The sequence below is a fragment of the Quyinboa ferrireducens genome, from assembly GCF_042436675.1.
Classification (GTDB): Bacteria; Bacteroidota; Bacteroidia; order Bacteroidales; family UBA5342; genus JBHJHP01.
Genome location: NZ_JBHMVA010000003.1, coordinates 57,315 through 80,677, shown reverse-complemented (window position 1 = coordinate 80,677; position 23,363 = coordinate 57,315). Strand labels below are relative to the sequence as shown.

The 23,363-nt window shown below is 40.3% G+C and carries 19 protein-coding genes; 14 read left to right on the top strand and 5 right to left on the bottom strand.

What is annotated here, in order from left to right:
• Position 1 precedes the first annotated feature (1 nt).
• The 5 genes from ACE01N_RS06500 (at position 2) to ACE01N_RS06480 (ending at position 5,342) form a co-directional block, all read left to right on the top strand.
• Complete coding sequence (locus tag ACE01N_RS06500; RefSeq protein ID WP_380586012.1) at positions 2 to 790, top strand: MBL fold metallo-hydrolase; 789 nt, start codon at positions 2 to 4, stop codon at positions 788 to 790.
• An 11-nt stretch (positions 791 to 801) separates the two neighbouring features.
• Positions 802 to 1,344, top strand: a complete 543-nt coding sequence (locus tag ACE01N_RS06495; protein WP_380586010.1) for a DJ-1 family glyoxalase III — start codon at positions 802 to 804, stop codon at positions 1,342 to 1,344.
• Between the two features lie 33 nt (positions 1,345 to 1,377).
• The gene (gene ruvX, locus ACE01N_RS06490) at positions 1,378 to 1,791 is read left to right on the top strand and encodes a Holliday junction resolvase RuvX (protein ID WP_380586008.1); all 414 of its coding nucleotides are present in this window, start codon (positions 1,378 to 1,380) and stop codon (positions 1,789 to 1,791) included.
• Between the two features lie 5 nt (positions 1,792 to 1,796).
• A complete protein-coding gene (def, locus tag ACE01N_RS06485) occupies positions 1,797 to 2,348 on the top strand; it encodes a peptide deformylase (RefSeq protein WP_380586006.1) in 552 nt (183 codons plus the stop codon).
• Positions 2,349 to 2,459: 111 nt separating this feature from the next.
• A complete protein-coding gene (locus tag ACE01N_RS06480) occupies positions 2,460 to 5,342 on the top strand; it encodes a glycoside hydrolase family 2 TIM barrel-domain containing protein (protein ID WP_380586004.1) in 2,883 nt (960 codons plus the stop codon).
• On the opposite strand, the gene gltX is transcribed toward ACE01N_RS06480, so the two are convergent.
• Positions 5,334 to 6,857 carry a glutamate--tRNA ligase gene (gltX, locus tag ACE01N_RS06475; RefSeq protein ID WP_380586002.1) on the bottom strand — a complete coding sequence of 508 codons (1,524 nt, stop codon included), beginning with the start codon at positions 6,855 to 6,857 and terminating at the stop codon, positions 5,334 to 5,336. The two genes, ACE01N_RS06480 and gltX, sit on opposite strands and share 9 nt — an antisense overlap.
• 300 nt (positions 6,858 to 7,157) lie before the next feature.
• On the opposite strand from gltX, the gene ACE01N_RS06470 reads away from it, so the two are divergent.
• Both ACE01N_RS06470 and ACE01N_RS06465 read left to right on the top strand, forming a co-directional pair.
• Complete coding sequence (locus ACE01N_RS06470; protein ID WP_380586000.1) at positions 7,158 to 8,429, top strand: phenylacetate--CoA ligase family protein; 1,272 nt, start codon at positions 7,158 to 7,160, stop codon at positions 8,427 to 8,429.
• A 50-nt stretch (positions 8,430 to 8,479) separates the two neighbouring features.
• Entirely contained in the window at positions 8,480 to 8,905 is a 426-nt protein-coding gene (locus ACE01N_RS06465) for an acetolactate synthase (protein ID WP_375728476.1), read from the top strand.
• A 6-nt stretch (positions 8,906 to 8,911) separates the two neighbouring features.
• Here the strand turns inward: ACE01N_RS06465 and ACE01N_RS06460 are convergent, their stop codons facing one another.
• Both ACE01N_RS06460 and ACE01N_RS06455 read right to left on the bottom strand, forming a co-directional pair.
• A complete protein-coding gene (locus ACE01N_RS06460; protein WP_375728477.1) occupies positions 8,912 to 10,162 on the bottom strand; it encodes a sugar MFS transporter in 1,251 nt (416 codons plus the stop codon).
• Between the two features lie 463 nt (positions 10,163 to 10,625).
• Positions 10,626 to 12,170, bottom strand: a complete 1,545-nt coding sequence (locus tag ACE01N_RS06455; RefSeq protein ID WP_380585997.1) for an amidase — start codon at positions 12,168 to 12,170, stop codon at positions 10,626 to 10,628.
• A 320-nt stretch (positions 12,171 to 12,490) separates the two neighbouring features.
• Here ACE01N_RS06455 and ACE01N_RS06450 point away from each other — a divergent pair, with 320 nt between their 5' ends.
• The 6 genes from ACE01N_RS06450 to ACE01N_RS06425 all read left to right on the top strand — a co-directional run bounded on the left by ACE01N_RS06450 (position 12,491) and on the right by ACE01N_RS06425 (position 19,040).
• Complete coding sequence (locus tag ACE01N_RS06450) at positions 12,491 to 13,651, top strand: acyl-CoA dehydrogenase family protein (protein WP_380585995.1); 1,161 nt, start codon at positions 12,491 to 12,493, stop codon at positions 13,649 to 13,651.
• Positions 13,652 to 13,699: 48 nt separating this feature from the next.
• Positions 13,700 to 14,701, top strand: a complete 1,002-nt coding sequence (locus tag ACE01N_RS06445) for a beta/alpha barrel domain-containing protein (RefSeq protein ID WP_380585993.1) — start codon at positions 13,700 to 13,702, stop codon at positions 14,699 to 14,701.
• 18 nt (positions 14,702 to 14,719) lie between these two features.
• Positions 14,720 to 16,015 (top strand): hydroxymethylglutaryl-CoA reductase, encoded by a 1,296-nt coding sequence (locus ACE01N_RS06440; protein ID WP_380585991.1) that lies wholly within the window; start codon positions 14,720 to 14,722, stop codon positions 16,013 to 16,015.
• Between the two features lie 2 nt (positions 16,016 to 16,017).
• The gene (locus ACE01N_RS06435; protein ID WP_380585989.1) at positions 16,018 to 16,947 is read left to right on the top strand and encodes a GYDIA family GHMP kinase; all 930 of its coding nucleotides are present in this window, start codon (positions 16,018 to 16,020) and stop codon (positions 16,945 to 16,947) included.
• On the top strand, positions 16,944 to 17,996 hold the full coding sequence (locus ACE01N_RS06430) for a diphosphomevalonate decarboxylase (protein ID WP_380585987.1): 1,053 nt from the start codon (positions 16,944 to 16,946) through the stop codon (positions 17,994 to 17,996). Before ACE01N_RS06435 ends, ACE01N_RS06430 begins: the two co-directional genes overlap by 4 nt.
• 129 nt (positions 17,997 to 18,125) lie before the next feature.
• Positions 18,126 to 19,040, top strand: a complete 915-nt coding sequence (locus tag ACE01N_RS06425; protein WP_380585985.1) for a GHMP family kinase ATP-binding protein — start codon at positions 18,126 to 18,128, stop codon at positions 19,038 to 19,040.
• Positions 19,041 to 19,043: 3 nt separating this feature from the next.
• Here the strand turns inward: ACE01N_RS06425 and ACE01N_RS06420 are convergent, their stop codons facing one another.
• Entirely contained in the window at positions 19,044 to 20,123 is a 1,080-nt protein-coding gene (locus ACE01N_RS06420; protein WP_380585983.1) for a formylglycine-generating enzyme family protein, read from the bottom strand.
• Between the two features lie 321 nt (positions 20,124 to 20,444).
• Here ACE01N_RS06420 and ACE01N_RS06415 point away from each other — a divergent pair, with 321 nt between their 5' ends.
• Positions 20,445 to 22,475, top strand: coding sequence for a thioredoxin domain-containing protein (locus tag ACE01N_RS06415; RefSeq protein WP_380585981.1), 2,031 nt, complete (start codon positions 20,445 to 20,447; stop codon positions 22,473 to 22,475).
• On the opposite strand, the gene ACE01N_RS06410 is transcribed toward ACE01N_RS06415, so the two are convergent.
• Positions 22,476 to 23,291, bottom strand: a complete 816-nt coding sequence (locus tag ACE01N_RS06410) for a ZIP family metal transporter (protein WP_380585979.1) — start codon at positions 23,289 to 23,291, stop codon at positions 22,476 to 22,478.
• Positions 23,292 to 23,363: the final 72 nt, after the last annotated feature.

Below are 23,363 nucleotides of genomic sequence, written 5' to 3'. Positions count from 1 at the left end.
CATGGTTACAATTACTGTATTAAATGACAATACCCCGGGAAGAGGTATGCTTTCTGAACATGGATTGTCTTTTCACATTCAAACCGATGACAGAAAAATACTACTGGATGCCGGTCCGGGTGACGTGTTTAAGAAAAATGCTGATAAACTTGGAATTGATTTGTACGATATTGATGCTGTTGTATTGAGCCATGGCCACTGGGATCATGGCAATGGTTTTAAATACTTGCCAAGTCTGCCACTTTATGCGCATCCTGCGGTGTTTAAAAAAAGATATCATAAAGAAAGGAATGAAGATTATGTTGGTCTGGATTTTAACAGGGCGGATTTTGAGGAGCGGTTTGATCTGCATATTACCGATAAACCGTTTCAGCTAGGCAGGAATATATGGTTCCTTGGTGAAATTCCCAGGCTGAATAAATTTGAATCTAAATCAACAGCTTTTATTGATGATGCCGGAACTGAAGATTACATTCCTGACGATACCGGGGTAGCAGTAAGAACAAAAGGCGGACTGATCGTTATTTCTGGATGTGCTCATGCCGGAATAGTTAATACGATTAATCATGCCCAAAAGGTTACAGGTATTGAAAAAGTCAGGGCTGTGATGGGAGGATTCCATCTTAAAAAGGCAGATGAAGTTACACGTCAGACAATAAGAGAGATAAAGCAGTTGGATATTAAAGAAGTTTATCCGTCGCATTGCACTGATTTGCCCGCTTTGGCAATGTTTTTTAACACTTTTGGTATGAACCAGGTTAGAACGGGCGACGTTTTAACTTTTGAATAAAACACGAAACTATGGTATATGTACATTTCGCAGAAGGGTTCGAGGAAATTGAGGCAGTGTCTATTGTAGATGTACTTCGGAGAGCAGGAATACCGGTTAAAATGATATCGGTTACAGGCAATAAACTTGTTACCGGAAATCACAGTATACCTGTCATGACGGATGTATTATTTGAAAATGCGGATTATTCTGAAGGAGATATGCTTGTATTGCCGGGAGGACTGCCCGGTGCACATAATTTAAGAGCACACAAAGGATTGGAATCAAAGCTTTTGCAGTATAAAAAAGAAGGCAAATGGATAGGTGCAGTATGCGCTGCGCCTTATGTACTTGGAGATTTGGGAATTTTTGAAGGCGAAAAAGCAACCTGTTATCCCGGATTTGAGGATCACCTCAATGGAGCTGTTAAAGTTATTGAACCTGCTTTGATTTCAGGTAAGGTAGTTACCGGAAGAGGACCTGGCGTGGCAATAAAATTCGCTTTGAAAATAGTAGAAGCGTTAAAAGGAGTGGATATTGCAAATGAGGTAGCTCATAAGATGTTAGTTGATTAACGATTATATTCGGTTATATTTGCAAGAAATTTTATGGGCAGAATAGTAGCAATTGATTACGGTAAAAAAAGGGTAGGTCTTGCAGTGACAGATCCGCTTAAACTATTTGCCCAGGGACTAACAACAGTCAGTAGTGATCAGATTTATATATTTCTAAAATCTTATGCCGAAAAAGAGGAGATAGAAGCATTTGTTGTGGGATGGCCAATGAATCTGGATAATACACCGGCTGAATCAATGCAGTATGTGGAGCCATTTGTTAATGGTTTAAAAAAACGGTTTAAAACAATTCCTGTTGATCTGGTGGATGAGCGCTTTACTTCGGTTTTGGCTCAAAAAGCCATGTTGATGGGAGGACTTAAAAAGAAACAGAGACAAAATAAAGCACTGGTGGACGAAATCAGTGCACAAATTATATTACAATCCTGGTTGGATTCAAAAAGGTAAATGAAATGATACTTCCTGTAGTCGTATACGGACACCCTGTATTAAGGAAAGTTGGTGAAGATATTACACCTGACTATCCTCATTTGAATGAATTGATAGAAAACATGTTTCAAACCATGCATAATGCTGACGGTATAGGTTTGGCCGCTCCTCAGGTGGGTTTGTCGATTCGTTTGTTTGTCATTGATCTTTCCATCATGGGAAATGAAAATCCGGAATTTGCAACGTTTAAAAAAGCATTTATTAACGCTCAAATTGTGGAAAAAACCGGAGATGATGAATTTGAGGAAGAAGGGTGTCTTAGTATTCCGAATATAAGAGAACGTGTATTAAGAAAAAACAGGGTAAGAATAAAATACCTTGATGAGAATTTTGAAGCACATGATGAAGTATACGAAGGTTGGATTGCACGCGTAATTCAGCATGAATATGATCATATTGACGGCCGGTTATTTGTGGACTTAATATCTCCGTTAAGACGCAGACTGATTAAAAATAAGTTAATTGCCATCTCAAAGGGCAAAATATCAGCTGGTTATAAGACTAAGATTGCCTGATATTAACATTTTGTCAGCATGGGTAATTTCCCAACTTTTCTTAAGTAAGGCCTTTCTTAATTGTTTTAATTGATGCAATTTGTCTAAATTGGTGACTCTGTTTGAGTGACCATGATCAGACGAATTGTAACAATAATCGTGTTTTCAGCATGGATTGTGTCCGTGCTTCGCGCCCAGGTGTTTTCAGGGCGTGAGACGGTGTTGTTCGATTTTGACTGGAAATTCACCAAAGGTTCCATTGCCGGAGCTGCTCAATCTGATTTTAACGATAAAAAATGGCGGGATGTTAACCTTCCGCACGACTGGAGTATAGAAGATTTACCTGTTGTTGCGGATGAAAATGATAAGGTGATTAATTTATCTACAGGTCGTTGGAAGTTTATTCGTGGCGATAACATGGAGTATAAAGAGTATGGCGTTTTTGAAGGAAACTGGGATTTAGTACAGGTTCCCGCTGACTGGATGACATACCCTTTGCCGGAAGCTGATCCACACTGGGGATGGTACCGCCGTTCAATATCTTTGGGTGAAGAAGATCGTGGTAAAAATATTTCGGTTCAACTGGGTAAAATAGGTGATGCCGATGAACTCTATTTCAATGGTAAACTGGTTGGCTCAAGCGGACAAATGCCACCAGCATTTATTTCTGCAAAGAATGAAGAAAGGGTTTATATGATTCCTCCGTCTGCAATTAATTATAACGGCAGAAATGTATTGGCTTTACGTATCTTCCGGGAAACTGGTGAAGGGGGAATATATAAAGATAAACCGATTCGTAAAATCAGTGGTCCCTATGATTCTTACAGCGAGGGTGGTCCTGAGACCGGATACACGATTGGAGGCACTGGCTGGTACCGTAAAATATTTCGGGTCAGCGAAAATGATATAAACAGGGCATTCCGGTTAAAATTCGATGGCGTTTATAAAGATGCCGAGGTCTGGATAAATGGTCACAAAATGGGTATTCATAACAACGGTTATACGCCATTTGAATACGATGTAACAGAATATATCAGACCGGGAGAAGATAACGTGCTGGCCGTTAAAGTAAGTAATACCGGTAAAAACAGTCGCTGGTATTCCGGCTCCGGTATATACAGACATTTATGGCTGATTAAGAGTGAAAGGGTCTTTCACGATGACCGGTATTGCAGGATTGATTATCCGAAAGTTGACACGGCATCTTCTGCCATAAATTTTGTTGCCGGGGTAAAGAATATTACCTCAGATACCATTTTGCTTCGATGGCTGGTTCAGATAGAGGATGCAAATGGGGAGGAGGTACACGTTCAGGAAAAAATGATCAATGTATTTGCTGGTGGACCTCATGAATTTAATATGAAGATGAACATTGACCATGCAAAACTCTGGAGTCCGGATCACCCCAATTTGTATACCTTACGTTCTTCGTTATTTTCAGGTTTGAAACCAATGGATGGGCATATCATTACATTTGGATTGAGAACCATAGATATTTCTCCGGATAAAGGATTGAGAATTAACGGTGAATCAATTGTATTAAAAGGTGGAAACTTGCAGCCTGATAATGGCGCGCTTGGATCAAAATCATTTGATGCTGCAGAATACAGAAAAGTAAGATTGTTGAAAGATGCAGGTTATAATGCAGTAAGGATTGTTCATGCGCCACCTTCGTCAGGATTGCTGGATGCCTGCGATCAACTGGGAATGATGGTGGTTGAGGAAACCTTTGACGTATGGCGTGTGGCAAGGTTGCCGCAGGATTATCATATGTATTTTGATGATAACTGGAAAGACGATCTGACATCGGTTATTTTACGTGACAGAAATCATCCCTCTGTTATTATGTGGAGCATTGGCGATGATGTGCCTGAGCGGTTTGATCCGGGTGTAGAGGATATGGCAAAAATGTTATCAGATCAGATAAAAAAATATGATAATACCCGACCTGTGACTGCGGGAATCAGCAAGGGAAAAGTTGAATGGAAAAGGGCTGACAACTTTTTTAGCACGATGGATGTTGCCGGTTATAATTATGAAATGGAAAGCTATGCAGCAGATCATAAACGTGTACCCGCCAGAGTAATATGGAATTCATCATCTTATCCGTATGAGGCATGGAATTATTGGGAAAGTGTTCTAAAATATCCTTATGTCATTGGTGATTTCGTCTGGTCGGCATTTGATTATTTAGGAGATGTCGGGTTAGGGCAATACAGCAGACAGAATGAGCCGGAAATATTATATCCATGGACTACTGCATATTGCGGGGATTTCGATATTACAGGTAATAAAAGACCTCAGGCAGAGTATCGTTCAACGCTTTGGAGTTCCAGACCGGAAGTTCATTTGTTTGTAAGAAATCCCAAACCATTGTTTGGAGAACGCAGTAAAATAGCATGGGGCTGGGATGATGTTAGTCCTGTCTGGACCTGGAACGGATATGAATCGTTGTTTTTCGAAGCTGTGGTTTATACAAATTGCAGCGAAGTAAAACTGTTTAGTAACGGTAAGGAAGTGGCAGGAAAAGAAGTGACCCCGGCGATGAAAAATACGGTTACTTTTTTAGTGAAGTATGAACCTGGAACATTGGTTGCTGCCGGGATTAATAACCAAAAAACTGAAGTAACATCGACTCTGAAAACCGCAGGATTTCCCTCTGTTATTGTATTAAAACCTTCAAAAAGCGAAATGTTGGCAGACGGGCAGGATTTGGTATTTGTGGATGTTGAAATTCACGATGATAAAGGTGCTCTGAATCCAAATTACAGAATCCCTTTAAATTTTCAGGTGGATGGACCCGGAGAAATTGTGGGAATTGGTAATGGAAATCCGCAGAACACAGAAAGTTTTCAGGGACCAGTAAAATCCACATACAATGGCAAATGTCAGGTTATTATCCGATCCAGGCGAGAAGCCGGAATCATTCATTTACGTGTTGCCGATATCGGAAAACTGATTCCGGGAGACCTGACCATTAAATCTGAAAGTACCCGAAGATCGTTTTTATGGTAGTACTTCTATAGCTTTCTTCAAACGGCGAATGGTTTCTTCTTTGCCTATGATTGCAATAATGTCAAACATATGCGGCCCTTTACCTTCACCAACAATTGCTAAGCGGAATGCATTCATTATGGCACCCATACCCAGTTCGTTTTCGGTAATCCAGTTTTTAACCGCTTCTTCAGTATGTTCAGTATCAAATATTTCAACTTTTTCAAGAACCGAAATCAGTTGTTGCATTAACTCCGGGGTTTGTTCTTTCCAGCGCTTACGGACAGTTTTTTCATCGTAGCTCTCGGGAGCTTCAAAGAAAAATGATGACTGTTCCCATAAATCCTTAACAAAGGTTGCTCTTTCTTTAACCAGTCCGCAAATAAATGCAAGTTTGTCCTGATCAACTGAAATTCCTTTTTCTTTAAGCAGTGGCATGTAAAGATCTGCAATGCTATGATTATCCAGATTCACAAGATACTGGTGGTTAAACCATTTTGTTTTTTCTGGGTCAAACTTTGAACCTGATTTGCCCACCCGCTCCAGCGTAAAAATCTGGCTCAGTTCTTCCAGCGAGAATATTTCCTGATCCGTTCCCGGGTTCCATCCCAGCAAGGCAAGCATATTAATAAATGCTTCCGGAAGATAGCCATCTTCGCGGTATCCTGATGAAATTTCACCGCTTTCCGGATCAGCCCACTGAAGAGGAAAAACCGGAAATCCCATTTTATCACCGTCACGTTTACTAAGTTTCCCTTGTCCAACCGGTTTCAGTATCAATGGTAAATGAGCAAATTCCGGACGTTTATCCTCCCAGCCAAAAGCCCTGTAAAGCAATGCATGAAGCGGGAGAGACGGTAACCATTCTTCACCACGGATTACGTGTGAGATTTGCATGAGGTAATCATCAACTACGTTAGCAAGGTGATAGGTTGGTAATCCGTCAGCTTTAAACAGAATTTTATCGTCCAGATCGCCGGTATTGAAAGTTACATCACCACGAACAATATCGCTGATTGTTACTGTCTCATTTTCCGGCATCTTAAAACGTACGACGTGAGCCTCACCTGCACTGATTTTTGCCTTAACTTCATCGTCGCTCAAGGTAAGCGAGTTTTTTAAGCTCCCACGGGATGTGTGATTATAGATGAATGTCTTTTTCCCTGCTTCATAGGATGACCGGATATTATTTAATTCTTCCGGTGTATCAAACGCATAATATGCCCAGCCACTGTTTACGAGTTTTTCGCTGTATTCCTTATAAATAGCACGCCTTTCGCTTTGCCTGTAAGGACCAAATGAACCATTACCAAAACCGACTCCTTCTTCAGGTGAAATACCACACCATTTTAGTGATTCAATAATGTATTCCTCTGCTCCGGGTACAAAGCGGTTTTGATCTGTATCTTCAATACGAAGAACAAAAGTTCCGTTATTTTTTTTTGCGAAAAGATAGTTGAATAATGCTGTTCTTACTCCGCCCATATGTAACGGGCCAGTTGGACTTGGTGCAAATCTTACGCGAACGGTTGACATATTTCTGTTTTATTTATGTGTCTGGTAAAGCAAAATGCTTAACCTGATTTTTTAGTGTGGCAAAGATAATAAAATCGAAGCTTTCCAAAAGTCATGATGAATAATGTTTGTAATCAGAATGAAAGGATCACGACCTTGCTAATTAATGGCATTTTAAATTTCTGCATATTAAATTTAGAACGTCTTTAAATTATGCCAAAGTGTTTTAAGAAGCCGTTTATTTTATAGTTTTATACGTTCCAAAACAATTTACTATACTCAAATTAATCTCACATGATCTGGAATGAAACGTTTGAATGCATGGACCGTGAATCAATGCGAATTGTTCAGGGGAAGCGACTCCATGATATGATTGAAAGAGTTTACCACAATTCTCCTTTCTACAGAAAAAAACTTCAGGAACTGAACCTGGCACCGGACGATATTAAATCTGTTGAAGATTTACAAAGACTTCCGTTTACATTAAAAACCGATTTGAGAGATAATTATCCTTTTGGTATGTTCAGCGTTCCGATGAGTGAGATAGTCAGGGTGCATGCTTCTTCAGGAACCACGGGAAAACCAACGGTTGTTGGTTACACCAGAAAGGACATTGGTACATGGAGCGAAGTGATGGCACGGACTTTTTCCGGAGCAGGAGTGGTAAAGAGCGACTTCATACAGATAGCATATGGATACGGTCTTTTTACAGGAGGCCTGGGAGCACATTATGGTGCTGAAAAAATAGGTGCCTCCGTTATTCCAATTTCGGGTGGTAATACAGATAAACAGCTTCAGTTGATGGAAGATTTCGGCACCAATGTTATCGCCTGTACACCATCCTATGCACTTTTTCTGGCAGAAGCGATCAAAGAAAAAAAGATCGATCGCAAGAAACTGAATTTACGGGTAGGTGTTTTTGGTGCGGAACCCTGGACCGAAACCATGCGCCGTGAAATAGAACAAAAACTGGAGATAAAAGCCATTGATATTTATGGCCTCAGTGAAATAATAGGTCCTGGTGTATCTTTTGAATGTGAGCATCAATGCGGGTTGCACATCAACGAAGATCATTTTATCCCTGAGATCATTGATCCGGTTACACTAAAACCTCTCCCGGAAGGACATGAAGGCGAGCTGGTATTTACAACCATTACCAAGGAAGGTTTACCTTTGATCCGTTACAGGACACGGGATTTAACGTCATTGAATTTTGAAACGTGTAAATGTGGCAGAACCCTGGTTAGAATGAAAAAATGTACCGGCCGTTCGGATGATATGTTAATTATCAGGGGAGTAAACGTATTTCCTTCCCAAATTGAAAGTGTATTGCTTGAAATGAGCGAAACAGAGCCGCATTATCAGCTTATTGTTGAACGTGAGGGAACGCTGGACACGCTGACGGTATTGGTGGAAGTTCAGGAACAGTTTTTCTCTGATGAGATCCGTGTACTGCAGGAATTGAGTAAAAAAATCAGGCATAATATTCAGTCAACACTTGGCATTTCTGTTAATGTAAAGCTGGTGGAGCCAAAAACAATTGAGCGTACAGCCGGGAAATCAAAACGCGTAATTGATAACAGAAAATTATGATTGAGACACAAGACACAGGACACAACAGAATAAACACATAACATACTATCATGATAGCGAAACAACTTTCAGTTTTTTTAGAAAACAAAACCGGCCGGCTGACTGAGGTAGCTCAGTTTCTTGGCGATGCAGGAATCAATATGTCGGCGTATACTTTGGCCGATACCTCTGATTTTGGAATCCTTAGAATGATTGTTTCCGACCCTAAGGAAGCATATAATGTGCTTAAGGCTGCAGGATTTACTGTAAAGATTTCGGAGGTAATAGGTTTATGTTGTCCCAATGAACCGGGAGCTCTTGCAAAAGCACTTCAGATTATCTCCAGAGAAGGGTTAGAGATTGAATATCTGTATGCATTTTCAGTAAATGAAAGTGCTCATGTTATATTAAAGCCTGATAATATTAAACAGTGCATTAAAGTTTTGCAGTCTCATAAACTGGAACTGATTGCAGCAAGCGACCTTTATAAACTGTGAATAAATTCATCCCCGGATTTTATATCCTTTGATAGCATAATACAGGATAAACAGGTATGACGGAACCAGTATCCAGTATGCTACCTGTGAATTGTAAAGGTCGAAAAGTTTTCCCCATAACAATGGTAGAAGGGCACCGCCAAGAATAGCCATTATCAGCATAGCAGAGCCAGTATTAGTATGTTTACCTAAACCGTTAAGTGCCAGAGGCCATATTGCTGGCCAGACCATTGCATTCGAAAGTCCGAGTAAGGCAATAAAGACTACTGAAATTTCACCTTTTAGGAGTATCGCTGCCAAGGAAAACAAGATTCCTGATATGGCTGATATTTTAAGTATTCCCTGTTGACTGATGTATTTAGGAACGGTAATGATTCCAATGATATAACCGATTGTCATAAACACCATGGTTGCAGATGTAAATGTTTTAGCCAGGTTCATGCTGATTCCCATCGCATTCCCATGACGCACAATTGTGTCACCGGCAATGACTTCAACACCAACATAAAAGAACAGTGCTATAACGCCGAGAATAAGATTAGGATAGCTAAAAACAGTTTTATGTGAGTCTTTTTTAGCCGATACCGTTTCATTTTTGTCGGGTTCAATTTGTGGTAAAGGCGATAATTTTACGCCAATTCCCATGGCAATAAGAGCGATTGTCATCACTATGTATGGTCCAATAACTCGCCTGGCCAGAGCATTTAATGTAATAATTCTTTCGTCAGCTCCCATTAACTCCAGACTATTGGTCAGAGTATCAACATCATTCAGAATGTAATAGGCCAGAATGAGAGGTGCAATGGCCCCGGCCAGTTTATTGCAGATTCCCATAATGCTGATGCGTTTTGCTGCACTTTCGATAGGACCTAAAATAGTGACGTATGGATTGGCCGCTGTTTGCAATAATGCAAGTCCGGTTCCCATGATAAATAAGCCAGATAAAAAAACCGAATAAGTTCTCGATAAAGCAGCAGGGACAAACAATATTGTTCCAAATGACATCACAAACAGTCCGATCATCATCCCGTTTTTGTATCCTGTTCGTTTTAGTATCCATGCCGATGGCAGAGCCATAAAGAAATAAGAAATGTAAAACATAAAAGCAACGAACATGGCTTCAAAATTGGTGAGTTCACAGGATATTTGCAGGTATGGAATCAGGATACTGTTTAACCATGTAACAAAACCAAATATAAAAAAAAGTGCACCTATGATTATGATAGGAGGAAACTTACTGCGTGTGGTTGTTTGCATAAACTGTGCTTTATGAGGCAGTCTAAGAAGACAAATAAAAATATTATGAACTTATAAATTGAAAGTTATTCTTCTTTATACCCCTCCAAACCTCCCCTAAAGTGGGAGGCTTTAAGTCCCCTTTCCGCGTGTCGCTGAAGCTTTAGCGGAGGCTCAAGGGGACTTAGGGGTGATTTATAAAAAGCTACTTACAATCCATAAGTAAAATTTTTTCAAATATTACTTTTTGGACAGCCTCAATTTCATTTCAAATATAATCAACTGAAATGAATAAACGAGGGCAGATCTGTTACTGTTCGTTGTGTTGCAATAATTTTTAGATTTCTCACTCCGTTCGAAATGACACTAACATTTTTCTCCTCGCGGATGCAGCAAGTACTAACATAATTAAAGATTCGGTTAGCATCCGCGGTATACTTATGAATGATTGTCACTTCGGGCGTAGCGAGAAGTCCCAATCCGATTAATTTAAAAATTTTGGTGCTTTGCGGTGTTTGTTTTCCTGTTCATAAGCATATGCAATTTCAATCAGTATTGGTTCACTCCATGCCCTGCCGAAAATCGAAATGCCAACGGGGAGTTCATTTACAAATCCCATGGGAATTGTGATATTGGGATATCCGGCCATGGCAGCAGGAGATGAACTTGAAAGTACAAAGCTGTCTCCGTTTTCAAGGTCAGTTCGCCATGCCGGTGAACCGGTAGGTGCAATAATCGCATCCAGATCATATTCATCCATTAGTTTGTCAATACCGCCTGTTGTTACCATCTCTTTCATTTTCATTAAAGCCTTCTGATATTCGGGTGAAGTTAAATCTCCTTTTTCTTCAGCAATTTCAAGTATTTTCTGATCGAAATATTTAAGTTCAACAGAATCAGAATTATTAAAGGCTATTATTTCTGACAGCGATTTTACAGGTGCAGCTTCACCGAGAGCAGCTAGGTAATTGTTAATGCCATCTTTAAATTCATATAACAAAACATCAAATGAATAATCCGAGGCTAACGTATCAAATACCGAATGAATGTCTGTTACAAATTCAGCACCGCCGGATTTCATATCCTTTATTGCCAGTCTCATAAGTGAATCTACCTCAGGTAGTATGCCAATCGGGCCTGTATACACGGCTATTCTTTTACCCTTAAGTCCCTTTGGATTGAGATATTGTGAATAATCCTTTTCACGCATACCTTTACTCATAAATGTTTTGCTATCGGTAGAATCGATACCTGTTAGTGATCCAAGACAGATGGCTGCATCGGTTACGGTTCTTGCCATAGGACCCGGAGTATCCTGCGTGAAAGATATAGGAATAATTCCCGATCTGCTTATCAATCCCACAGTAGGCTTGATCCCAACTATTCCGTTTGCACCGGAAGGACAGACAATGGATCCGTTGGTCTCTGTGCCAATGGCCACCATGCACAGATTAGCAGAAACAGCAACTCCTGAACCGGAACTTGATCCGCAAGGATTTTGGGTCAATACGTATGGATTTTTTGTTTGACCACCTACGCCGCTCCAGCCACTGGACGAATTGAATGATCTGAAATTGGCCCACTCACTTAAGTTCGTTTTACCCAGGATTACAGCACCGGCTTCACGCAGTTTAGCTGCTACCCAACTGTCTTTTGTCGGATAGGATCCCAGTAAAGCCCTTGAACCACCTGTGGTTTCCATCATGTCATGCGTATCGATATTGTCCTTTAGTAAAACCGGAATCCCATGAAGTGGCCCTCTTGAATGTCCGTTTTTGAGTTCTTCATCCAGTGTTGCAGCAATTTCAACCGCATCAGGATTAATCATTATGACCGAATGCAATTCAGGTCCGTCCCAGTCGATGGTCTTGATACGCTCAATGTAATATGCTACTACTTCAGAAACGCTTCTAGTGCCTTCTTTATAACATTCTTGTAGCTCCGGAATTGTAATTTCTTCTATTGCAGCACATTGTTCTTTTGGTTTGTTTTTGCATGCGAAACCGATCAAAACTAAGACCGTTAGCATTAAATGGACTAAATTCTTTCGGGTCATAACGGAAAAATAAGAGTTTAATATTTAGGTTCAAATTACAACAAAATTTTTAATCGTGCAGAGTGTCATGCTTTGGAATAATAGGTTGAAACATGGGATAGCCTATAAATTCATGCACTTGTTTAACATTTATTGACATTGTTCAATGTAATCTACACATTCACTATATGATCATAAAAAAATCATCAGGATTAAACATAAGACTGTTCAATGATGTTTGTTAAGCGTCACGCCTTATTTAGAACAACAAAAACGGTACGACATTGTTATAGTTTAGAATAAATAAAAACTGAATGGATAGTATTAACAGACATCCGTTAATTACGGACGATCACAGAAACTACAGAGAAAAAATACGCACGTTTGCTGAAAAGGAGATTAAGGGTATTGCACGACAGCTGGATAAGGAAAACCGCTTTTCTGTTGAATTAACTAAAAAGATGGGAAAGTTGGGTTTGCTGGGTATTCAGATTCCTAAGGTTTATGGAGGACAGGAGCTTGACACGTTGTCATATATAATTGCTGTTGAGGAACTTGCACGTGTTGACGGCTCTCAGGCTGCTACCATTGCGGCTCATAATTCACTTGGTTTATATCCAATTTATAAATATGGCACTGATGCACAAAAGGAAAAGTACCTGCCAAAACTTGCATCAGGAGATCAGTTATGGGCTTTCGGTATAACAGAACCGACAGCAGGTTCTGATGCTCAGGGCGTTAAAACCAAAGCAGAATTGCAGGGTGATAAATGGTTGATCAACGGTTCAAAAATATTCATTACCAATTCCGCATCAGACATGTCTGCAGGTGTAACAATTCAGGCTGTAACAGGTGAAAAGAATGGCAAACCGGAATTATCAGCAATTCTGGTTGATAAGGATACCAAAGGCTTTACCCGCGGTTTTATATCAGGTAAACTCATGTGGCGTGCCGCTGACACCGGAAGATTATTCTTTCAAAACAGTATTGTGCCCAAAGAAAATCTGCTTGGGGAAAAGGGACAGGGTGCAAGAATCATGCTTGAAACATTGGATGGCGGTAGGTTATCTATAGCAGCAATGGGGCTTGGACTGGCACAGGGAGCTTACGAAATGGCAAAAGAATATGCGTTGAACCGTAACCAGTTTGGCCGTCCGATATCTAAATTTCAGACGGTGGCATTTAAGCTGGCTGATATGAATAAAAAAATTGAACTGGCCAGGAATACTTTGTATAACGCTTGTTGGTTAAAGGATCAGGGTGAACCATTTGGAAGAGAGGCCGCGATATCCAAACTATATTGTTCTGAAATTGCTAAAGAAGTGGCAGATGAGGCAGTTCAGATATTTGGTGCTTATGGATTAACAGATGAAAACGATATAGAACGTTTTTACCGTGATCAGCGTATCCTTCAGATTGGTGAGGGTACATCGGAAATATTAAAGCTGGTAATTTCGCGCCACATAGGTATTTAATGCGTATATTGGCATTTAATTTTTAAACAAAAAGACCCCGGATAGTACATGAAGAAGCGGAAAACAGAACACCTGAATCTGGCATTTCAGTCGCGAACTGACATGTCGGAAATTGATAACCGCTTTATATATGAACCGATGTTTAGCGGACATCCTAAGAATAATATTCCTGAAACAGTTTTGGCTGGTAAAAAACAACGAGTGCCAATCTGGGTTTCAAGTATGACCGGAGGAACTGATTATGCCGGGCATATAAACCGAAATCTGGCGAGGGCCTGTGGTGAATTCGGAATGGGGATGGGCCTCGGTTCCTGCCGTGTTTTACTTGAAGAAGGCAAATATCTAAGTCACTTTGACCTCCGGAAGTATTTGGGTAATGAAGTGCCGTTTTTTGCAAATCTTGGCATTAGTCAGATTGAGAAAGCTATAAAAAATAATACGGTTGATGATATTGCTGCAATGGTTGAAAAAATCAGGGCAGACGGACTCATCATTCACATAAATCCTATTCAGGAATGGTTACAACCTGAGGGTGATGCAATTGAAGTTCCGCCTATAGAAACGGTTCAGGCGTTTATTGAGAAGAGTGGTATCCCTGTTATTGTAAAGGAGGTTGGTCAGGGAATGGGCTACGAAAGTTTAAAAGCACTTCTGAAGCTTCCGCTGGTTGCCGTAGAGTTTGGTGCATTCGGAGGTACAAATTTTGCGCAGATAGAATTGGAACGTAGCACCCCGGAACGTAAAAGATTGTATGAGCCACTGGCTTATATCGGTAATGATGCCTATAAAATGTTAGATTATGCCAATTCCATAATGCAATCGGAGAACGATCTTAAATGTGAAAACCTTATTGTTTCGGGAGGATTAAAGAATTATTTAGATGGATATTATTTTCTGCAAAAATCACAGTTTAAGACGATTTATGGCCATGCTTCCGCTTTTCTGGAATATGCAAGGGAAGAATATGAATTATTAAGGGATTTTGTTGAAAGCCAGATTAAGGGCCTGCAGATAGCATATGCATATTTAAAGCTTAACAAAGAGTATTAAACCTGAAAAACAACCCCAATGTTTAAAGGATTTTCAAGGTTATCGAAAGACGAAAAACGGCAAATTCTTATCAGGGAAGGATTAATTTCTGAGAACGAATTAACTGAATTAATAAAGGCTGAACATTCACAGGTTGAATTCCGCAAAAGGCTGGAAGGTTTCAGCGAAAATGTTCTGTCATCCTATCATCTGCCTTTCAGTGTAGCTCCCAATTTCTTAATAAACGGATCGTTTTTCATGGTTCCCATGGTTACCGAAGAAAGTTCTGTTGTTGCAGCGGCTGCAGCTGCTGCAGGGTTCTGGGCTCAACATGGAGGCTTTCGCTGCGTAGTGAAAAATACGGTTAAAGTTGGACAGGTATTTTTTGAGTGGGAAGGCGCACCTGAACAGTTACACAAAGTTTTGCCTGAGCTTACAGCTGTATTGAATGAAGCTGCAAAGCCGATTACTGAAAACATGGAAAAGCGTGGCGGTGGAATTACAGGCTATTCGCTGGTTCATCATGTGGCGGTTTCTGAAGCGTGTTTTGAACTGCACGTTGAGTTTGAGACCGCAGATTCTATGGGGGCGAACTTCATTAACTCCTGCCTGGAAATTATGTCCACAGAAATACCGGAATTTATGGGTCAGCATTTTCCGGATCAACCGGAAGCGAAAATTATTATGGCCATTCTTTCGAACCATACTCCCGAATGTACGGTGGAATGTTATGTTGAAGCACCGTTTGAGGCATTGGGTAAATTTGATACGAATGGTGACGGGAAACATTTTGCGGTTAGGTTCAAAAAGGCAGTGGATATTGCATTGAATGATACATCGAGAGCCGTAACGCATAATAAGGGAATTTATAACGGTATTTCAGCTGTTTTGCTGGCTACGGGAAACGATTTTCGGGCTGTGGAAGCCGCGGGTCATGCGTTTGCGGTCAAAAACGGTAAATATGTTTCATTGTCCGGGGTGACCCTGACAGATAATTCATTTCGCTTATCACTGGAAGTTCCGTTGGCTGTGGGAACGGTTGGCGGTTTAACCAGATTACATCCGTTGGCGGCATCGGCGTTGAAAATACTAAAAGAACCTGATGCTAAAACGTTGATGATGGTGATTGCTGCAGCAGGCCTGGCATCCAATTTTTCTGCGGTAAAGGCATTAACAACCAGCGGTATTCAGCATGGTCATATGAAAATGCACCTGGTGAACATTTTAAACCAGTTGGGGGCCACCAGCGAACAAGTTGAGGAAGCGCAACGTTTTTTTAAAGATAAGACGGTTTCTGTAAGTGCTGTTCGTTCATTTTTAACAAAAAACAATTAACTATGGAGGAAGATATTTACACTGCTTATTCAAGAGGTAAATTAATGCTGGCAGGTGAGTACATGGTGCTTGCCGGTTCAAAATCCCTTTCCGTACCTTTAAATTTCGGTCAAAAGCTAACCATTAGTTATAATGCTGACGGACCACACGAAGTATTGTGGAAAACATTTGAAGGGGAATCACAACCCATTGAATTTAATTTTCCCATTGAAGATATTGATCAGCAAAGATACAAACCCGAAGGCGAACGTGGATATCTTTTACGTTTATTACGTTCAGCACGAAAAATTAATAAGGAATTTCTTTCTGAAAAAGGACTTTATGTTGCCGAATCTGTGTTAGATACAGGATTGAAACCGGGTTTTGGTCAGAGTTCTTCGCTGATTTCCAATATCGCCTATTGGGCCAATGTGGATGTTTACCGGCTGAACCGGCTTATGAGCAAGGGATCAGGATACGACCTTGCTACTGCCAGGGTCGAATCTGCCATCACTTATGTCAAAAAGTGTCCTGAACCGGATATTCAACAGGTTATTATAGCACCGGAAATAATTGATAAATTATTTTTGATTCATTTAAATAAAAAAGAGAACAGCGAGAAATCAATTTCATTATATTTGAAATTGTTGATGACAAAGAAAAAAGCAGTTGCTTCCATGAATGCCATTGTTGATAAGATGGTGGTTGCAAAATCAGTTTCTGAATATGGAAAATTGATGGAAGAGCACGATAAGCTTCTTTCGGGTGTATTAAGAAGAAAGACTATTAAAGACTTGTATTTCAGGGATTTTAAAGGTTGGATAAAATCTTCGGGAGCGTGGGGAGGCGACTATATTCTGGCATTAACAGGGGAGGATGAGAAATCGGTAAAAGCATATTTTACCGAAAAAGGATTTAAACAGGTAATAAAGCTAAATGAATTGATGGTATGAGTTCATCACAAACGTGGAAAAAAGTAGCTTGGCGTAGTCCGTCGAATATAGCATTAATAAAATACTGGGGAAAATACGGGAGACAGCTACCCCGGAATCCGTCTATTAGCATGACGTTGAAAAACTGTTATACTGAAACAGAAATGGAATACAGATTTGGAAACGTCTCTAACGGACCTGTTCTGGATTTTCGGTTCCAGGGGAAGCACGATGAGATATTTGCAGCCAGGTTAATGCATTATCTGGATGATATCAGTAGTGAAAAACCATTTCTGAGAAATCTGGAGATGAAAGTGAGCTCATCCAATAGTTTTCCACATTCTGCTGGTGTGGCCTCTTCTGCATCCTCGATGAGCGCTTTTGTATTATGTATGTTGGTTGCAGAGAGTGAAATTATTGGTGTTGAGAAGGATGAAGAGGAATTTCTCAAAGAGGCGTCTTCATTTAGTCGTCTTGCATCCGGCAGTGCTGCCCGTTCTTTATACGGTGGTTTTGTTATTTGGGGAGAATCGGCTTTTATACCTCATTCGTCATCAAAGTATGCATTACCTGTGACTGAAGTTTCGCCCGTATTTCGAACGTACAGGGACGCTGTGATGATTGTATCCAGCAAAAAGAAAACAATGGCGAGCACTCGTGGACACAAGTTAATGGAAGATCATCCTTTTGCCCAGGAACGGTACGGTCAGGCACGGGTAAATTTATCCCGGATGATAGAAATACTTAGAAATGGAGACCAGATGGGGTTTGCTGAACTTTTAGAACATGAGGCTTTAACCTTACATTCCCTAATGATGTCATCCATTCCGGGCTATATTGAAATAAAAGCCAATACCATAAATATTATTGACCGGATAAGGGAATACCGCGAAAAAAGTGGTGTGCCATTGGCATTTACACTTGATGCTGGCCCTAATGTTCATATATTATATCCTGAGGAGGACAAGGAAGAAGTAATCTATTTTATAAAACATCAGTTGAAGGATTTGTGCGAAAACAAAAAATGGATTGACGATGAAATGGGGACCGGGCCGGAAAGACTGATATAAGACACAAGAATTAGAATAAAGGACATAAGATTGACGATTCACGAATACGAAAAGGATGTTATAAGGTATGTATAACTAACATATTACTTACAACTTATTACTTACAACTTACTACTAATTAACTAAATCATGAACTACGCCAAACTGTTGCTTTTTGGAGAATATACAGTGCTTTATGGTGGAGACTGCATTGAGTTACCATATAAAAGGTATAGTGGTGTGTTAACTCTGGAAGAACCTGCTGAAGGAGAGGAACAGATGGCACGATGGTCTAACAGACAATTGCTTGAGTTTTATCATCACTTATTAAAAACCGTAAATACAAAAGCTTATTCCCTTTCGTTTGACATCGAACAAATGGCAACGGACATGTCGCGTGGTCTTTGGTTCAAAAGTGATATTCCGGGACAATCCGGCTTTGGAAGTTCCGGTGCTCTGGTTGCTACAATTGTAAACCGTTACGGAATAAATGTATTGGCAGAGAGTACAGAAAATCTACAACGGATTTTTGCTGCACTTGAAAATAATTTTCATGGCAACAGTTCAGGAATGGATCCCTTAGTCTCTTTCCTTTGTGTTCCGGTTGCAAAAATCAAAAATGAATTACATGTTGCTAATTTGCAGCAACAATTAACGGATGAGATTAAACTGTTTCTTGTACAGGCAAAGCAGGAAAATAATACAAGGGCGCTAATCCAAACCTTTAAAAAAAGGATGGAAGATCCCGGGTTTAAAAGGAGTTATTCAGAAGACCTGGTGCCGTTAACTAACCGGATTATTAGTTCGATTTTAGATAGTGATAATACGGATTGGTTTAAATATTTGAAAGAATTATCTCAGCAACAGAAAGCGTTCTACTCCGATATTATTCCGGAAAATTTACAAGGTATGATGGATTCAGATCTGTTTCATCTTAAACTTCTTGGATCCGGTGGGGGATATATGTTAGGTTTTACCCGTGATTATAAAGAGACTGTAAATTTTTTTAATACAGCCAATATTCCTCTTATCAGGATCAGACATTCAGATCTTATCGTGGATTAAGTTTTACATCACATCTTTTACACATCGAAAACCGATATGAGGAGCGCTTGTATCGGGAGTGGATTTCATGCGTGCTGCGGCTCTGTATCCTGAACAATATACATCATTGCACAAAAATGATCCGCCCCGAATCACTTTCTTATGGGCATATGGCTCATTCGGATCAAAACTTGTTTTCGGCCCCTGAGGGTTATCTGCCACAGAGCTTAAGTCAAATGTGGAATAGTAACTATTGTTGTACCAGTCGTTGCACCATTCCCAAACATTTCCGGCCATATCGTATAATCCAAAATTATTAGGTTTGAACTGCATTACCGGTGCCGTGTAATAATAGCCGTCAGCTTCGGTATTGAGATACGGAAACTTTCCTTCCCAACTGTTGGCTTTAGGGCTACCCGAATTAACAGATTCCTTTCCCCATGGATAGATATAGTCATCGTTTCCACCCCGTGCGGCATATTCCCATTCGGCTTCAGTTGGTAAACGCTTACCTGCCCATTCAGCGTAAGCGTTTGCATCTTCCCAGCTTACATGTACAACGGGCTGATCCATTTTGTCTTCTATAGAACTGTATTTTCCTAAGGGATGTCTCCAGTCTGTTCCGTTAGACCATTTCCACCATATCATTGGATTATCAAGGGGAACTGCTTTTTCTGACGGATTAAATATCAGTGACCCAGGCTGTAACATTTCATCAGGAGGTTTTGGTGTTCCTTTTGGAAGCTCTTTTTTCAGTTCATCCCAGTTTACGGCTTTTTCTGCAGTAGTGATGTAGCCGGTTGCCTCAACAAAAGCTGAAAATTGGCGGTTGGTCACTTCATGTTGATCCATTAAAAATGCATTAACTTTTACCTTATGAACCGGAAATTCATCGGATCTGGCAAACTGTTTATCCCGTCCTCCCATGTTAAATTCTCCTGACGGAATCAGAACCATGTCATCAGGCACCTGAATTTCATCTTGTTTTCCATCTTTATCCTGTATTACCGTGTTATCAGAGGTGTTGTTTCCCTTTTGTACCATCAACTGAAACCTTGATTCTGTTGAAGGGGAAATACAGACTTCAGCTGAATCTGAGTTCATATTTGATCCGTTATTTTGAACCGGTTTGTTTTTGCAGGAGAATATTATGAAAGTGGTAAGAAAAATGAATGAAATTCGCATATATACAATGTTGTTACTGTCAAAAGAACTCGTTTCAGACGATAAAGGTTCATTGTCTGATAAAAAACTTTAGCTGGTCTTAATATCCAAATTTACCTACGCTCCAACAGCATCCCGGTTTATGTAATTGTTGAAATTTAACAGCTTTAAACCAGAGTGACTATAAAATTCAAAAAAACTTAAAATCATCAACTTACATTTTACCGGATTGTTTCTTAAAAAACATTAAGCTGTATAACTATGCACGTACATCTTCATTCCAACCAACTTATTAGTGAGAGCAGTCCGTATTTACTGCAACATGCGCACAATCCCGTGGACTGGCATCCATGGAGTAATGAAACTTTGGAAAAAGCAGCAAAGGAACAAAAAATGCTGATTATCAGTATCGGTTATTCGGCATGTCACTGGTGTCATGTGATGGAACATGAAAGTTTCGAGAATAAAGAGGTGGCAGCCTTCATGAACAAACATTTTATTCCCATAAAGGTTGACAGGGAAGAGCGACCTGACATTGACCATATCTACATGAGTGCCGTTCAGCTGATTAGTGGACGAGGTGGATGGCCGCTTAATGTGATTGCTCTACCGGATGGCAGACCTGTATACGGTGGAACTTATTTTCCGAGGGTACAATGGCTTGATATGTTACAGCAGCTGGTGGATTTTGCGGATAAGAATCCGGAAAAGATGGAGGAATATGCCGAGAATCTTACAAACGGAATTATTCAGAGTGATATTGTCACACCGGTGCAACATCTGGAATCTTTTTCGCTTGAAAAACTTCATACGATTTTTAAGAACTGGAAAGAACATCTTGACCTTGAAAAAGGGGGAACACGGGGTGCACCTAAATTTCCCATGCCGGTTAGTTATCAGTTTTTGATGCATTACGCATTTTTAACAGGAAATAAAGAAGCAAATGAAGCCGTTATGCTGACCTTGGATAAGATGGCTATGGGAGGAATTTATGATCATTTAGGAGGTGGATTTGCCCGTTATTCAACCGATGAGGATTGGAAGGTTCCACATTTTGAAAAGATGTTGTATGATAATGGTCAGCTGGTAAGTTTGTACGCTAATGCTTACCAAAATGCACAAAAGGATGAATATAAAAACGTTGTTTTACAAACCCTGAATTTTGTTGAAGAAGAACTTATGTCGCATGAAAGCGGGTTCTATTCAGCGCTTGATGCTGACAGTGGAGGTGTTGAGGGTAAATATTATAGCTGGACAAAGAAGGAGTTAGATCATTTACTTGGCGACATTGCTCCCATTGTATATAAGTATTATGGCATTACCGAAACCGGAAACTGGGAAGACGGATTGAACATATTACATCGTTCCTTTTCGGACAAGGAGGTGGCAGATGAATTTGGTATCTCCGTAAAGGCCTTGCACCGGAAAATTAAGAAAGTGAATGAACTGCTTTTTGATGAAAGGGAAAACAGGGAAAAACCGGGGCTGGATGATAAGATTCTTACTTCATGGAACGCCCTAATGTGTAAAGGTTTTATTGATGCTTACCGTGTTTTCGATGATCCGCATTACCTGGAGATTGCCACACGAAATCTTGCATTTTTATTATCGAAGCTGAAGAAACAGGATTACAGGCTTGACAGGAATTACAAAGATGGAATATCATCTATAAATGGTTTCCTTGATGACTATGCATTTTTAATTGATGCACTGATTGCAATGTATACAGCAACCTTCAATGAGTTTTATATTGATGAAGCTCTGGCTTTAACAGAATATGCAGTTGAGCACTTTTATGATCAGAGTGGGGGAATGTTTTTCTATACATCTGATATGGATCATAAACTTATTGCCCGAAACCATGAAGTAACTGACAATGTTATTCCTTCTTCAAATTCTGCTATGGCAAAAAATTTGTTTATGCTGGGGCACTATTTTGAGAAAAATGAGTTCATTGAAATGGCCCAACGCATGCTTACCAGCGTTAAGGAAGAGATGCAGCGATCAGGTGCTTATTTTGCCAACTGGTGTATTTTGAAAGCCTGGTTCGTGGAAAATCCGTATGAAGTGGCAATTGCAGGTAAAGAAGCAGTTGAGGTGCGTAAGGAAATGGATCATTATTATTTACCACATGTGCTGTTTTGCGGAGGAAATGGCAACAGTACACTTCCGTTGCTTAAAAACAGACAGGTTCAGGGCAAAACCATAATCTATGTGTGCCAGGATAGTACCTGCAGGCAGCCTGTAGAATCAGTGCATGAGGCAATGGACATGATCAATAATTCGAACTGATCAACCTAATGCCACATCCAGTAACATCATAGTTGCAAAACCAAGCATGGCGCCAATGGTAGAATAGTCAGTTTCGTCACCGGTTTGAGATTCAGGAATCAGTTCTTCTACAACCACAAAGATCATGGCACCGGCAGCAAATGCCAGGGCATAAGGTAAGATAGGTGTCATTGAGAGTACCAGGTATGCACCAATCACGCCGGCAATGGGTTCAACCATTCCGGAAAGTTGTCCGTAGTTGAATGCTTTTAGCCTTGAAAAACCTTCCCGACGTAATGGTATAGATACTGCTGCTCCTTCGGGAAAGTTTTGCAAGCCAATACCCATAGCAAGAGCAACTGCTCCAACCAGAAGGGCAGGATCAGGATTGTGAGCCAGTGCCCCGAATGCTACCCCAACTGCCAGTCCCTCAGGTATGTTATGTAAGGTGATCGCTAATACAAGCAGCACACTTCGCTTCCATGTTGTATGTATCCCTTCAGCTTTATCCCGCGATAATCCTAAATGGAGGTGCGGGAGTATTTTATCAACAATCAGCAGAAAAGCTCCACCAGCCAAAAAACCTATAACTGCCGGTGCCCACGATGATCCGCCATTGGCTTCAGACATTTCTATGGCAGGTTTCAACAAGGACCAGAAGCTGGCTGCAATCATAACTCCTGCAGCAAAACCAAGCATGGAGTTCAGCACTCTTTTATTTATCGATTTAAAAAAGAATACCATCATGGCGCCAAGTGCTGTAAGCGCCCAGGTAAACAGTGTAGCTCCTAATGCCAGTAGAATGGGATTATAGTCAAGTAAACTTTCAATATTCATCTTTTGCTGGTGTATTTAAATAATGCTAAATTCAAAATTAACACTTTTTTAGAAATCACCTAAATGTTGAAA